Origin of the sequence: Lysinibacillus sp. fls2-241-R2A-57, from assembly GCF_030209535.1 — a bacterium.
Lineage (GTDB): Bacteria > Bacillota > Bacilli > Bacillales_A > Planococcaceae > Lysinibacillus.
The window spans coordinates 1-15,104 of record NZ_JARVRU010000195.1 but is presented as its reverse complement, the minus strand read 5'-3'; the positions used below and the strand labels follow the sequence as shown (position 1 = coordinate 15,104).

General features: G+C 36.7%; 11 protein-coding genes, 2 pseudogenes and 1 other annotated feature. Of the genes and pseudogenes, 5 read left to right on the top strand and 8 right to left on the bottom strand.

Going from position 1 to position 15,104, the window contains the following annotated elements:
- The first annotated feature begins 227 nt into the window (after positions 1-227).
- From QRN68_RS23760 to QRN68_RS23745, 4 genes and pseudogenes are all read left to right on the top strand, one after another.
- Positions 228-620 (top strand): YkvA family protein, encoded by a 393-nt coding sequence (locus QRN68_RS23760; protein WP_285399670.1) that lies wholly within the window; start codon positions 228-230, stop codon positions 618-620.
- Between the two features lie 64 nt (positions 621-684).
- Positions 685-1,188: a DinB family protein gene (locus QRN68_RS23755; protein ID WP_285399669.1), complete on the top strand. Its 504-nt coding sequence runs from the start codon at positions 685-687 to the stop codon at positions 1,186-1,188.
- A 760-nt stretch (positions 1,189-1,948) separates the two neighbouring features.
- A pseudogene (locus tag QRN68_RS23750) lies at positions 1,949-2,489 on the top strand (P-loop nucleotide/nucleoside kinase family protein).
- Between the two features lie 392 nt (positions 2,490-2,881).
- Positions 2,882-3,490 carry a CPBP family intramembrane glutamic endopeptidase gene (locus QRN68_RS23745; protein WP_285399668.1) on the top strand — a complete coding sequence of 203 codons (609 nt, stop codon included), beginning with the start codon at positions 2,882-2,884 and terminating at the stop codon, positions 3,488-3,490.
- 239 nt (positions 3,491-3,729) lie between these two features.
- Here the strand turns inward: QRN68_RS23745 and QRN68_RS23740 are convergent, their stop codons facing one another.
- Both QRN68_RS23740 and QRN68_RS23735 read right to left on the bottom strand, forming a co-directional pair.
- Entirely contained in the window at positions 3,730-4,002 is a 273-nt protein-coding gene (locus QRN68_RS23740) for a zinc ribbon domain-containing protein (RefSeq protein ID WP_481817483.1), read from the bottom strand.
- 73 nt (positions 4,003-4,075) lie between these two features.
- Positions 4,076-5,503 carry an aminotransferase-like domain-containing protein gene (locus QRN68_RS23735; protein WP_285399695.1) on the bottom strand — a complete coding sequence of 476 codons (1,428 nt, stop codon included), beginning with the start codon at positions 5,501-5,503 and terminating at the stop codon, positions 4,076-4,078.
- A gap of 108 nt (positions 5,504-5,611) precedes the next feature.
- Between QRN68_RS23735 and QRN68_RS23730 the strand changes: the two genes are divergently transcribed.
- Positions 5,612-6,214 carry a LysE/ArgO family amino acid transporter gene (locus QRN68_RS23730; RefSeq protein ID WP_285399666.1) on the top strand — a complete coding sequence of 201 codons (603 nt, stop codon included), beginning with the start codon at positions 5,612-5,614 and terminating at the stop codon, positions 6,212-6,214.
- 322 nt (positions 6,215-6,536) lie between these two features.
- On the opposite strand, the gene QRN68_RS23725 is transcribed toward QRN68_RS23730, so the two are convergent.
- The 6 genes and pseudogenes from QRN68_RS23725 to QRN68_RS23700 form a co-directional block, all read right to left on the bottom strand.
- Positions 6,537-7,319 (bottom strand): putative protein N(5)-glutamine methyltransferase, encoded by a 783-nt coding sequence (locus QRN68_RS23725; RefSeq protein WP_285399664.1) that lies wholly within the window; start codon positions 7,317-7,319, stop codon positions 6,537-6,539.
- 153 nt (positions 7,320-7,472) lie between these two features.
- On the bottom strand, positions 7,473-8,057 hold the full coding sequence (locus QRN68_RS23720) for a DUF7010 family protein (RefSeq protein WP_285399663.1): 585 nt from the start codon (positions 8,055-8,057) through the stop codon (positions 7,473-7,475).
- A gap of 483 nt (positions 8,058-8,540) precedes the next feature.
- Positions 8,541-11,630: pseudogene (gene ileS, locus QRN68_RS23715) on the bottom strand (isoleucine--tRNA ligase).
- Between the two features lie 52 nt (positions 11,631-11,682).
- Positions 11,683-11,922 (bottom strand) — a binding site (T-box leader).
- 182 nt (positions 11,923-12,104) lie between these two features.
- The gene (locus tag QRN68_RS23710; RefSeq protein WP_285399662.1) at positions 12,105-12,950 is read right to left on the bottom strand and encodes a DUF2785 domain-containing protein; all 846 of its coding nucleotides are present in this window, start codon (positions 12,948-12,950) and stop codon (positions 12,105-12,107) included.
- A 271-nt stretch (positions 12,951-13,221) separates the two neighbouring features.
- The gene (locus tag QRN68_RS23705; protein ID WP_285399660.1) at positions 13,222-14,181 is read right to left on the bottom strand and encodes a DUF3221 domain-containing protein; all 960 of its coding nucleotides are present in this window, start codon (positions 14,179-14,181) and stop codon (positions 13,222-13,224) included.
- Positions 14,174-14,695, bottom strand: a complete 522-nt coding sequence (locus QRN68_RS23700) for a sigma-70 family RNA polymerase sigma factor (RefSeq protein WP_285399658.1) — start codon at positions 14,693-14,695, stop codon at positions 14,174-14,176. The genes QRN68_RS23705 and QRN68_RS23700 overlap by 8 nt, the downstream gene beginning before the upstream one ends.
- Positions 14,696-15,104: the final 409 nt, after the last annotated feature.

The window sequence follows — 15,104 nt, the reverse complement described above, 5'->3', positions numbered from 1 at the left end:
GTATACATATAATTAGCTTTTAAGCATCTGATTAATGGCTTTGGTTAAATTAAATCAGGCCATTTTTCAACTTATAGACATGGCGTTTTAACAAAAGCCATCCTCAACATTTTGAGCGATGTATTAATCGAACTTGATTTGTGTTTAATCCTCATATTGTTGATTTTTTTATTCCCCAATTTACTCAGATAATTTATAATTCGAAGTAATGAAAGGGAAGATTTTCAATGAAAAACAGTTTTATATCGAAATTAAAAGCCTATGCAAAAAGTTTAAAACAAAATTTGTTTGTACTTTATCTGTCTTATAAAGATCCAAGAACCCCTTGGTATGCGAAGCTTTTGGCAATGTTCGTGGTTGCATATGCCTTTAGTCCAATAGATTTAATACCAGATTTTATTCCTGTTCTCGGATTTCTTGATGACCTGATAATTGTACCTTTGGGAATTATCCTCGCTTTAAAACTAATTCCACCACATGTGATAGAAGATAATAAAGAAGCCGCAGAAAAATTAAAACAAAACGGAAAACCAAAGAATTGGTTTGTTGGTGTGCTTTTTATTATTATTTGGATTATCTTTGCAGTTTGGATTAGTAACATTATTTTTCATCATATTTAAAATATTGCTCAAATATAATAACATTGTTGCATAGAAAGAAAACTAATTTTTTAGGAGGATTTTTATGTTCCAAACTTTAGACCATTTTTTGAAATCTTGGGAGTTTGAAGCCAGTGCTACACAGAAACTACTAAATAGTCTCACTGATGAATCACTTCAACAGGAAATCACTTCACAAAATTGGACTTTAGGACGTATTGCTTGGCATACTGTTACTGCTATTCGTATTATTACTTCGAATACAAACATTACGTTCGAAGCCCCATCTAAAGATTATCCCGTTCCTACTTCAGCTCAGTTTATAGCAGACAGCTATCACGAAGCTAGTAATGCTTTTGTACATGCATTAAAAACACAATGGAATGACCATACAATGAATGAAAGTATTGAATTTATTGGTCAACAAATGCCAAATGGTTCATTATTGATGTTTTTGATTCAACATCAAAGCCATCATCGAGGACAAATGACCGTTCTTATGCGACAGGCAGGATTAATTGTTCCTGGTATTTATGGTCCGGCAAAAGAGGAATGGGCAAATTTTGGTATGGAAGCCCCACAAATGTAATCCAATAAAACTTACTTCAAAAAAATTCTATCTATATCTAAATATATTGAATCTATTTTGATTGATCTTCTTTCAAAATAGATTCTTTTGTTTCCTTGTCTAAAAAGGATTATACGGTTCTTTTTACCACACATATCGAGTTCTTCTACTACCTAAAATCACTTGCAATACTTCTTCGTCTAACTGGATTTGTTACATCTCTAGATAACTAAATGGTCCTCTACCCCTACCATGATTTCATATCACTTCCTGCACAAAAAAATCCTCCTCACTTTATTAATTCACTGAGGAATTTTATAAAAAAGTTTGTTACAATAAATTGGAAATTAAACTAATTTTTCTGAAGGGAGCTTTTAAATTTTTAGCAAACTATCCATTATTTTCGCAGTATTTGGTGCTGTTGTATTAGGTTCCTCTTACATTTTTTCAACCATCTTTGAGATTCTTATGATATGTGGATTCGGTTTATTATTTATAAGTTTATTGTTAAGTTTTGGCGCTGTATTTAAAAGAGAACAAGGAAAAGCCAAGTTTTTGCCTGTTCTAACATTTTTCCTTTTTAGTTTCATCATTACTTGGAACGAATCATTTCAAATTGTAAGATTACTTACTTGGATGAAGAATTAATCGTTAAAAATGTTATTGAAATACACACCAAGTTAGACGTTAGATTTCACATGTACAATGTGTACCCCGCTAAAACAAACGGAAAAACGCCATCTAGAATAGCTAAACTTATTATTATTATGGAGGGATTACTATATTTTTCTTGCAAATGTCAGGTGTCCCCGGCTCAGGTAAATCAGCACTCGCTAAAGCTATAAGAGATAAACTAAATGTTATAGTAGATGATCATGATATTACAAAAACTGCCTTACTAGAAAAAATGAATGGGAATATATCAAACGAATTAGCGGGGCAAGCTTCCTATCATATTGATTGGTCACTTATAGAGTCTTTTCTTTCGCAAAATCACAATGTTATATTAGACAGCCATGTCTTTATGAAGAGATGATTGATAAAGGAATGACCCTAGCAAAAAAGTATAATTCAAAGTATAAATACGTAGAATGCTTGAATAAGGATTTTTCAAGTGTGAATGACAGGCTTAAATCAAGAAATCGAAAAATAAGTCAAATTAGCAAATTTGAGTCTTATTATAATTTTATAATTTTACAAAAACAGTAAATAACAGTAAACGACCACCGAACAATAATTATCTAATTGTAGATTCCTCAAAACCTATTGACTCCTACATAAAGAGCGTAGTTGACTATATTCAGGATGAAAATAAAGATTGATAAACTTTACCCCTAAAGTATAGAAAAAAATCTATCCTTTAGGGTACTTTTAGTTTAAATGAGAAAATGATGTTGCAACGAAAAAAGATCGAAGCTGTCGTAACAGTAGCTGTGTTCACCTACACAAGTCGGTCTGAAATGCTCATCAGATCCAAGATATAATTACCTTCATTACGAACATTATAAGGAATGACGTTCGACAATAGGGAACAATGAGTGGTTGTATCATGACACCGTAATTTAATTCGCTTGCGGCAACTCGTAACATCTTTGATAATTAAACAAATTCGATCCCTCTCCTAGAAATCCTTTTCAATAAAGGCTATATTTCCAATAAAATATTATGGTAAAATATTTCTTTATTCTATAGTCATCAAGGAAGAAGGAAAGATATGGAGTATATAAAAGATAAACCCCAAAAAACTAAGAAGGATTTTAGCCCAAAAGACGCTGTTTTTGTATTCACTTCTTTTACATTCATTTGTGTGGCTACCATTTTCGTTCTTATCGTTAATGATGTATTCACAATACAAAATTTCTTATCATTTAATCAGCCATTCAGATTGGTAATGAGCGTAGTTCTCGCTTCATTTAGTCTTCTTTTGTTTGGGGTAATTTTAACATTGTTTATTCCCTCGAAATATATTGATGAAACTAACAATAGCTATCAAGACTATTCGGTGTTAGGTATTGTTGCCTTTATGTTTATAGGGGCATTATTTGAAGAAATATTGTTTAGGGGAATAATTCAAAATTTGCTTCTTGTTTTTATAGAATCACAGTGGACTGCAATTATAATAACAACTTTATTATTCTTAGGGATTCATACTCAATACTTCAAAAAACCTATCATGCTAATAAATATAACTGTTCCAAGTCTAATTTTTGGGTGGATATATTTTGAAACAAACAATATTTTAGTACCATTTCTTGTACATTTTTTGTTGAATTTAGGAATGACACTATTATTCAAATACAATGTAATTAGCATTAAAAAGTAATTTTCTAATATTTTAAAGCGCTAACAAGTATTTCCCCATTCTAAATCAAGGACGAGGTAATACTTGTTTATTTTTGACATTAGATATTTAACTACACTAGCAAATATAACAATAGCACCCGTTACTTAATTAATTTCTATCCTTAATTATAGATAGTCCTTTATGTGTCTATATACAATAAACGCTTATAAATTCCAAAGTCACAAAACTTTCCATTTAGTTTTATTTATACTATTACCTCAAAATAATGTACCTTTAAATTTCTCTGGCTTTTTTACATAGCTTTCGATTATAAATCCACATTCTGTGCAAATAATGTATTCAATATCTGAACCTAAACTCATCTTATTTTCTGGATACATAACTCCATATCCACTTTGCTTGCCTCTCCCCAGTTCCTTCTCACCACATTTTGGACATTCTATTACTTTCGTAGAATTCTTCAATTTAAAACCCTCCCTTAATATATCTGAGCTAACTATTATTACGAATGAGCTGTAAATTGGTTCCATCTAATTCAACAGCTTCGTAATTGAATAATTGAGAGCTTCATGTCACTTTACAGATTGTATTCTTTATGTCGTTTTACAACCGCTTCAACACGCATTCATATAATATTTGCATGCCAACCTCCAACTCTTCATCCGTTGCATAAGCATATGATAATCGAATATGCTGGGTATCTTGCGGATCGTAAATATAGCCAGGGTTAATGAGGACTTGTCGCTGCAATAGTTGGGTAAATAACTCTTTATCAACGATTGGTTCATGAAACTTTAACCAAATATAAAAGCCACCTTTTGGCTGACTCCAGCTAGCAATTTCCGTAAATCTCTCATGCAATATCCCCTCAACAAAATTAGCTCTTCGTAATAATTCTTTTCGTAAACACTTGATATGCTTTTCATACTTTCCAGATTGCAGCCAGTGCAGCACAATTTCCTGTGAGATCGCGCTTGAACCGTAATCCGTTTGCATTTTTATATCCGCTAACCGCTCAATCACTGTTGTCGGACCGATTAACCAGCCAATTCTAAGTCCTGGGCTTAATGTTTTCGATACACTCCCAATATATAGCACTTGCCCGCTGTCATCCATTGATTTTATGGGAGGCGTTGTCGCTTCAAAGAGCAATTCATGATAGACGTCATCCTCAATTATAGGGATGCGAGATTGTTTACACGCTTCATAAAGTTGCTTTTTTTCAAGCGCCGTCCACACCCCTCCAGTCGGATTGTTTAACGTAGGAACTGCATAAAACACAGCCTGTCTTTTTCTTTTCCTTTGGGCTAATGTTTGTGCGAGTTGTTCATCACGATCGATAGACAGCATTTGCATCCCAACTGACTGGAAAGGGTGAACTGAATTTAAATAAGACGTCTGTTCCTGGAATACGATAGAACCCTGCTCAAGTAGTCCAACAGCAATGAGCTGCAACGCCTGAAGTGCACCAGATACAATACAAACATTTTGGGGCTTTGCATGGATCCCTCTTTTTTTCATATATTCGCAAATTGCTTCTCGCAGTCTATCACTACCCTGTGGCGATGAATAGCCTAAAGCTTTCGGCTGCAAAGTAAGCTCTTTCAATGATGCTTCAATTTCAGCAGTTGGCAATAAACTCGGTGCTAGCTCCCCAGTTCCTAACCGTATGACATCATCACGCTGCTCGTATTCATTGATTAATTGAATGGTATGATAATTCGGCTTATGAAAGCTCGTGTCAATATAGCTTTGCCAATTTGGCTGTGTTTGTGTAATTAATGAATGCCAGGAATTATGAGCTACATAAATGCCTGAACCTACCTTCGATTCCAATATTCCAGCTGCTTTTAACTCCTCTAAAGCCTGCTGAACAGTACTACGATTGACCCCAAACTGCATAGCAAGCTGTCTTTGTGTGGGCAGCTTTGTGCCTGCCACCCAATCTCCTCGTTCTATATGCTCCGTAATCCATGCCACAATTTGTTGCTGTAATGACATTTCGCTCTGTCTAATTGGCTGCCAGTTCATTCGCATCTCCTCTAACACCTCCAAATTGGGTGGGTAAAAAACCATCCAATTGGTCGTTTTCTTTTATTTATAACATATCTAGAATATTAAATGAAAGGAGGGATATTCATGGAAGCATTTCTTCATGGAATGATTTTAGCATTTGGACTTATTTTGCCCTTAGGCGTACAAAATGTTTTTGTATTTTCTCAAGGCGCAACTCAACCAAATCTAGTTCGAGCATTACCAGCCAGCATTACTGCTGCAATTTGTGATACGCTACTCATCGTACTTGCGGTTTTTGGTTTATCTCTAATCGTGCTGCAATTTGAATGGCTACGCATCACTCTAATGACTGTCGGAATACTTTTCTTACTTTATATGGGCTACACGATTTGGCGCTCCAATCCGGCAACTGCCGATAAAAATGAAGCACTCCCTGTTAAAAAACAAATTTTATTCGCACTCTCTGTCTCACTCTTAAATCCACATGCCATTTTGGACACAATCGGCGTTATTGGGACGAGCGCTTTAAAATATAGTGGCACGGAGCAAATGTTGTTCACGGCTGCATGCGTATTGATTTCTTGGCTGTGGTTTATCGGTCTGATAATTGCTGGAGCATCATTGAAAAAACTCGATAGCTCTGGGAAACTTATGAATATATTTAATAAATGCTCAGCCGTTTTTATATGGGCAACAGCTATTTATCTTTTGACTGGCATTATGTAAAATTTGTTTACATAAAAACGCTCAGGTTACCCAAATCTTCAGGGTACCTGAGCGTTTTGCGAGTTGTTGGTTTGGAATAAAGTTTGATCTAAAATATCCCAAAAATCCATATTTCAAGTTAAATGTTAAGAACTCATTTTGAAAAATGATTGATCAAAACGGGTTATTTCTTTGTGAAATACTATGCAATTTTTATAATAAAGTTTGATCATTTTCTACCTAGTAATTCTAAAACAATCGCGCCCTTTAATTGAATAAGGATTTTTTGTTTATTTGTATATTGCTAGGAAATTATCATTTCAAGACTACGTACTGATTTATGCTAAAAACCAGAATTCGATCCTATAACGACAGTAGCGTCTAGTTCCTCGTCTCTAACCACCTTCGTGGTAAGCCCAGCACCAACAAAGATTTCAAGGGTCTGAGTTGCCTGCATTTCGCTCGTCTCTATTAAAAGATGTCCTCCCGGTGCTAGCCAGAGAAAAGCTTCTTTTGCTACTCTTCGCTGAATGTCAAGTCCATCCTCTCCTCCGTCAAGCGCCATCTTCGGTTCATGTAATCGAGCCTCCTGTGGGAGCAGCTTTATTGCCTCGGTAGGAACATAAGGTACGTTCGCAACTAGGGTGTTCACATGGCCTTTAAGTGCGTGAGGCAGAGCTTTATACAAATCACCTTCAAAAACATGGCCACCGAAATCGGTTACGTTGCGGCTTGCGCATCGTACTGCGACAGGGTCAATGTCAACAGAATACAATTCAACTCGTCCTAAAGCTGCCGCCAGTGCTACACCCACAGCACCTGACCCGCAACATAGATCAACGACGATATCACCAAAACATGACAGAGTTTCCGCCTGGTGAACAAGAAACTCGGTACGTTGACGAGGCACGAAAACGCCTCGGTCCACTTCTATCCGCAACCCACAGAATTCTGCGTATCCAACAACATATTCAAGTGGTAAACCATCGGCTCGCATTTCCACCATTTTCTTGAGGTCCTCTGGAGTTCGTGCCTCTGAAATAAGTAACCTGGCCTCATCTTCTGCGAAAACACAACCCGCACTCTGAAGCCTGTTAATTATACATTTTTCCGTTTTATTGTCCAAAAAGAAATTAACTTCTTTTCCTATTTATCTCACCACTTTCGCTTATTTATAACTCTATATTCGTTAAAAATTGGAGATATCCTTTTTCAACAAAAAGTCCAATTCAAAAAGATACGCACTTATTCCATTAAATTTTAATGAAATAACCCGAATTTATCCTTTGATGGTAAAGTTATATCCTTTTAATGGCTGTAGGGTAGAATAGTGAATAATAATTCCAGTTATTAAAGAAATTAATCCCCAAATTAATGCAAGGAAGTGTACCTGAGAGCTTGGTAGAGTATAAATAAAAAGGCAACCAAGTGAAACTCCCAACATAACATGTATGAAATACAAATAATCTAAATGAACCCAGCAAAGAATGAGAAGATGAGCGACATTTATAATACATATTACGGGAAGTAACATATCCACGTTTAGTTGTTTAATGAGCAACAATACTGGAAGGCAAACAACTATGACACCGGAAGAAAATCCAACTAATGATGAGTACTGATTCGGTTTTGTAGACATTTTCATCACTTTAAATAATGCTGCTCCAATTACAGGAGTGAGTAATCCACCCCAGATATAGAACTCTACTACTGCCTCTTTAGGTAATACATAAGTTAATAGAAATGCTAATAACCAAAAAATAGCACCCGCAATTAACATAAATCCTCCGCCTCGATATCCTTTGATAAAATCATAGCGATCCTGATTAATCTCAATATTTTTAGGTACAAAAGGTATCCTCACAGTTTCCCTCCTCAATTAGACTTCCACATCATTAAATGGCCCGTTTGTTGAATTGTCATAATCCATGTTGTCAACCTTTTTACAAATTATTGGACTTTATTACAAATGATCAATCTTTATTTTAAATCTACACGAGTTATACCTGATTACTTTTCCTGCCTACATGAGCAGTTCCGGGGCTGACCTGATCACTTCTTCTGCTGACCTGAGCAGTTCCCGGGATTACCCGATCTACTTCTTCTGCCTACCCGAGCAGTTTCCGGGCTGACCTGATCACTTCTTCTGCTGACCTGAGCAGTTCCCGGGATTACCCGATCTACTTCTTCTGCCTACCCGAGCAGTTTCCGGGCTGACCTGATCACTTTCTCTGTCTACCTGAGCAGTTTCCGAGCTGACCCGATCACTTCTTCCCCCAACCCGATCAGTTCCCGGGATTACCTGATCACTTCTTCTGCAGACCCGATCAGTTCCCGGGTATAGTTTTTACAGCTTAAAATAAACGGTCATCTTTTCATTAAACACTTCTGTCTCAATATATCGTTCACCATGATCGTCATTCACATAGTGAATATCATGTAACAGCACATTTGCCTTTAATAGTGCTTCGTGCTGCTGGATGATAGTTGTTGCTTTGGCACTTCCGGCAATCGAAATCGATATATATTGCTCAACTGGAAGTTTCATTTTTTTGCGTGTATCTTGGATTGTGCGAATAAGTTCTCTAATTTGCCCTTCTTCAAGCAAGCTAGATGTCAGTTGTACATTCAAAAGGACTCGACATAAAGCATCTTCGGCTAAAATGTAATGGTCCTTTACGATGGATTCAGTCAACACGTACGCTTTTAACAATGTTACCTGTTCCCCATCAATCGTTAACTCTATAGCCCCTGTTCGTTGTAATTCATTTTTCTCCTCATCATTTAAATTCACTACATAATCTTTAACGCTGTTCACTTTTGGTCCAAATGCTGCACCTGCCGTTTTAAAATTAAGCTTATACTGAACAGTTTCATATGCTGAAAAATCATTTGTCCAAACACATTCTTTTATATTTAATTCATCTTTTACGAGCTCGCTATATGGTTGATAATCTGTTAACTCGCCGTCAACAGAGACAATGATTTCACTTAACGGCTGCTTTACCTTGATCCCTTGACTATTCCGTATACTGCGTCCTAGCTCTACAATTGTTAAAATATCGGCCATTTCTTTTTCAAGCTTAGTATTAACGAGCGCTTCATTGTATGTTGGGTAGTTTTGTAAATGCACACTTTTTCCGCATAATTGTCGATATAAATCTTCTGCGATAAATGGCGTGAAAGGTGCTAGTAATTGACAAATTGTCATCAGAAGCTCATACAGTGTACTAAAGGCACCTCGTTTATCCTCTGACAGCCCATTTGCCCAAAATCTTGCTCGTGAGCGACGGATATACCAGTTACTTAGCTCTTCTACAAGCTTGCCGATTTCACGTGTTGCCTGCGTAAATTGATAATCATTCATAGATTTTGTCACAAGCTGGATTGTATGATGTAATCGAGACAAAATCCAATGATCTAGTTTTGTACGTGTACCAGTCTTATCAGCATCGTACTGGAAGCCATCGATTTCTGCATAAAGCTGATAAAATTTGAACGTATTATCTAGTGTATCGACTAGCTTCGATTTCGCATCCATTACATTCTTCTTTGAAAAGCGTTTAGGATTCCAAGGAGAACTGTCGACTAAAAATGCCCACCTTAAAGCATCCGCTCCCTACTGTTCTATCAGTTCAACTGGCTCTAATGCATTTCCTTTACTCTTCGACATCTTCTGTCCGTGCTCATCTAAAACATGCCCTAAAGAAAGTACATTTTTATAAGGTGCTTTACCTGTAAATAAAGTCGAAACAGCTAAAAGACTATAGAAAAAGCCACGCGTTTGGTCGATACCTTCGATGACCACATCTGCAGGGAATTGATTGTTAAACGTATCAAAGTTTCCAAAAGGATAATGATGCTGAGCGAACGGCATTGAACCACTGTCAAACCATACATCAATGACTTCAGGTGTACGTTCCATATCACCCTTACAATTTGGACAAGTACAAACAACCTCATCGATATACGGCTTATGAAGCTCTATGTCTTGTAAAGTGCTCTTCGATAACACTTTTAAGGCAGCAATACTATTTGGCGCCTCTTCATGACCACAATCCTTACAAACCCATACATTGAGTGGCGTTCCCCAATAGCGATTTCGGCTAATATTCCAGTCCACTAAGTTTTCTAAAAAGTTTCCAAATCTACCGTGTTTAATATGATCGGGATACCATGTGACTTGTTCATTATTTTGTAAAAGCTTATCTTTCAATGTAGACATATTGATAAACCAGCTGTCAGTCGCGTAGTAAAGCAAAGGTGAATCACAGCGCCAGCAATGAGGATAGCTATGCTCATATTTTTCCTTATCAAACAATAGCTCATCTTTAGCGAGTATTTTTATAATGTCGACATCACAATCTTTCACAAATTTACCGACAAGCTCTGGGACATCTTCTGTATAACAGCCTTTCAAATCAACAACATTGACAAACGATAGTCCATTTTGCTGAACTGTTTTATAATCGTCCTCCCCATAGGCAGGCGCGATATGGACGATTCCAGTTCCACTATGCTCTGTGACATAATCGGCCAGCACAACGACATGACCTTTACTAACGGTTACGTATGAAAAAGGTGGAATGTACGATACACCTTCAAATTCATGCCCATTATGTTCGCTTAATATTTCAACGGGTTCAGTAAAAACCTTTTCCACTAATGATTTTGCCAAAATATATACTTTATCGTGCTGTTTCACCCGAACATACACGAGCTTAGGATTCATCGCCAAGGCAACATTAGCAGGTAATGTCCATGGAGTCGTTGTCCAGCCAAGAAAATACTCATTTTTACCCTTTAGCTTAAACATTGCCGTAACAGATAAATCTTTGACATCCTTATAGCCTTGCGCAACCTCATGAGAGCTTAATGATGTTTGACAGCTAGGGCAATACGGCGAAACGCGGTGCCCCTTATATAAAAGCTTTTCCTTGTGCACATGACTTAAAATATTCCAAACGGACTCAATATAATCATTGCTTAGCGTTAAATAGGGGTCATCCATGTCAATCCAATAGCCAAGCTGCTCTGTAAAGGAGCGCCACTTCTTCTCATAGGTAAAGACACTTCCCTTACACTCTTGAATAAATTGTTCGACACTATATTTCTCAATTTCTTGTTTTCCTGAGATGCCCAGCTTTTTTTCCACGCCTAACTCTACAGGCAAACCATGTGTATCCCAGCCAGCTTTACGCTCAACTAAATAACCTTGCATCGTTTTATAACGAGCCACGACATCTTTAATCGTTCTGCCAAATGCGTGACCTACGTGTGGTAATCCATTCGCTGTGGGCGGTCCTTCGTAAAATACAAAAGGCTTATTGCTAGAACGATTCACAACAGACGCTTGAAACGTTCCTTCTTGTTTCCACAATTGACGAATTCTTATTTCTCTTTCTACTGTTGTTTCTTTTTTCTCTTCGACTTGCATGTAAATTCCTCCTATACTGTTGTATAAAAGGCATACAAAAACCCCGTCCCAAGTAAGGGACGGGGTTAACCGCGAATACCACCCTAATTCTATTGAAACAGCGTTCAATAGCACTCAGCAACGTACAATCATACGTGTTCTTTTTAACGGTAGACACCCGAATCAGCTTACTATGTTCAGCCAATCTTCTCAGAGAGGATCTTCATGTAACACTTGCACACCGACTTCCACCAATATGTCGGCTCTCTGTAGAACAAAATGAAACACTACTCTTTCTCATCAACGAATTTGTATGCTTTTATTGTCACTCATCGTAACAAACTAATTTCCGGCTGTCAATAATTACAAATTACTAATATCGTATTTGATTTCCGTTCCTGCTGAGCGCTTTCCCGAAGACGTTCAGTCGAAGCGGAAATCAACTTTTACTTTAATAAAATATTACCCTCAACTTTTGGTGATGAACCAATTTCCCTATAATTCATCGAGACATGCTTCGATACTTTTATGAAGAGCTGCGAACTTAGACTTTCCATTTGTTTTAATATAAAAGCTTTTTAAAAAGCTTTTACAGTTAAAAAGTAAAATTCTGTGATGATGTACATCGAGCTGTTCTTTTTTTACTTTTAAAGTAGCAGGTAATTGTTGCAGCAACTTAATAATCTCATGCTCCTCTAAACCTTGCTCAAGCATAGTGAAAATAGGAACTAAAATTCGTTCATCTTCATTGTGAATGAAAGCATAATTTTCTTTCAAAATGGCGTTCCATAATGCGCTTACAATTTCAATATAAGTAGCTATATCTAATTTTGGATTTTTCACCAACTCATCGATTGCATCAGCCATATGGGCAACACTATGAGCCCAGCCTTTACCTGGCACGTAGCCTCTTACATCTGTTTCAGCTGATAAATAAGCTAGTAATTGATCTTTACAATCATTAATTTTATGCTCAGATAAAAAATCGTCTTCATGATCCCTATGTAAAATAAGTGCGATAAGAAGCGACGTAAATGTTCGAGTAAAAACTAAATCTGATTCGCTTTCAGTAATACCCTTAAAAAGCAAATTATTCAGACTATAATCTAAAAGCTCCGCTAAAAGTGAATGCTCAAGTAAGTTTTTTTCTAAAATTAATTCATAAAACGTACTATAAATTAGGTCATCTCTCAGTTCACTATCTAATGAACCGATATGTAATAACATTGAAAGAATTAGCTGCCTTTGATTCTCCTGTTCCCAGATAGTTTCTACACTTTCTAATGCTAGAAGTATTTCTCTTAAGTTATCTTCCTGTAATAAATTTTCATTCATTATCATAAAGCATGTTCCCCTTTGCTGTTTAACATTAAGTCAATGAAATGAAATATTCAAACAATCCACTTGAATGCTATTATTTTTTATAGTTCACTCCACTTTCTTGATACATTCCACAAGATTTCACCTTTATTGTTGATTGACAATAATCACAATTAGCTTGCATAAACAAAACAATACATTACCATATTGTACCATAATTTGAATGCAAAAACTATTAGTTTAAAGAAAAAGGCTAGACATTCCTATGGCACGAATGTCTAGCCTTTTATTACTAATATTCCTCTACTATTTTCGTGCTAACGATATCTTTAAAATCTATGAAAGGATTAGGATAATCTAATCTAATACTCTCACTATATTGTACTTCCACTCGATCACCTATTGATAATGTTTCAGGGACATCCACCAAAGGGAACCACGTACCATTAGTATGTTTCCGAACAATTTCATCCGCGGATAATTTACCAATATCAGTTGAATCTACGCCCGATACAACTAAAAACTCATGTTCCTTTATAGCTACGACCGTCCCTTTCATTGTATGAAGCAATTGACTTTCCTTCGCAGGAATCTTATATTTTTCACGTAAAGAGGCTACTTCCTTACTATAATGCTGTTCAAAATAGTTTTTAGCATCTCTCTCTACGTACCAATTTAGTATCTGGTCATCTACATCCGGATATTCATTTTGAGCATGCTCCCACAATAACTTGAGCATTGCAAATTTATAGGCGATTGGCCTAGCATAACGTTCGATAAACTCTTCTTTTGTAAGATGAAGCATTTGTAAACGTTCTTCTAATGTTGGATTTATTTCAGCGCTAAGTCCTTCCATCAATATTTTTAGATTTTTATCAATTTCTTCTTGTGTAGGCACTAACCCCTTTGATTGTGCATAAGCAAAGGAAGATTCTAGAGATAAAAAACTATTAAAACTTGATGGATACAAGCGATCCTTACCATTTACGAGGGAATCCCTTTGCAAATGTAATTCTAGAATTTTTTCATCTAAAACAGTTGGTATACTTGCTGTTTGCTCCTGATTTTCGCTGAATTGAGTATACAGAAATAGTCCAATACAAACTGTCAATATTATAGACATTACACTATATTGCCAACGCCAAGACCTTTTTTTCATCTCACGCTGTTCCAAATGCTGTACAACATTGGTCATAACACGCTTTTTGCTTTCGCTTAAATCATTTAATACCCTCACATCGACTTTACTCATGCAGCAGGACCTCCCATTCAATATGCTGTAGCTTTGGCTTTAATAACTCTCGTCCACGACGTAACCTTGTTTTCACCGTACTCTCCGGAATACTTAAAAGCTCTGCAATTTCAATAACAGGCATTTCCTCAAAATAAAAATAAATAAGGACCTCACGCTGTTTCAATGGTAGTGCTAAGATGGCGTTTTCAATTAAGGTTTGTTCATCCTGCTGCACTAGCATGTCCCTTTTCATGATAGCCTTCTTGGCAAAAATCTTCTGTTGAACTTGTATTTTTCGGTATGTCCAGCTGCGTAAATAGTCTTTACTTTTGTTGATGACGAGCCTCGATAAATATGCCCGTAATTCTCCTCTTTCTTCATAGTTTTGCTGATTATCGTAAAATTTAATAAATACATCTTGAACGATATCTTCAGCACTTTGTAAATCCTTGACGTAATAAAAGGCAAGTCGGATGAGCCTTTCTGTATGCTGCTGCATTATTTCTTCGAGTTCTTTAATTTCAAGCAACATCTCTCCCCCTCTCTGCCCTATAAACGGTGCTCACGGTATAGAGGTTTGCTTTTTTTGTATTTTTTTTAAATAAATGATACCTGATCTTTGAACTGTGGTTTTCTTGAGTTGTATTTCTTCCTAAGCCGAGTCCAAGGCTAACTCGAGTAGTTATTGGCTTTACCTGATCACATTTCTCGACTACCCGAGCGGTTTTGAGCTTTACCTGATCACATTCCTTGGCTACCCGAGCGGTTTGGGGCTTTACCTGATCACATTCCTTGGCTACCCGAGCGGTTTTGGGCTTTACCTGATCACATTCCTTGGCTACCCGAGCGGTTTGGGGCTTTACCCGATCACATTCTTCGGCTACCTGAGCGGTTTGGGGCTTTACCCGATCACATTCTTCGGCTACCTGAGCGGTTTGGGG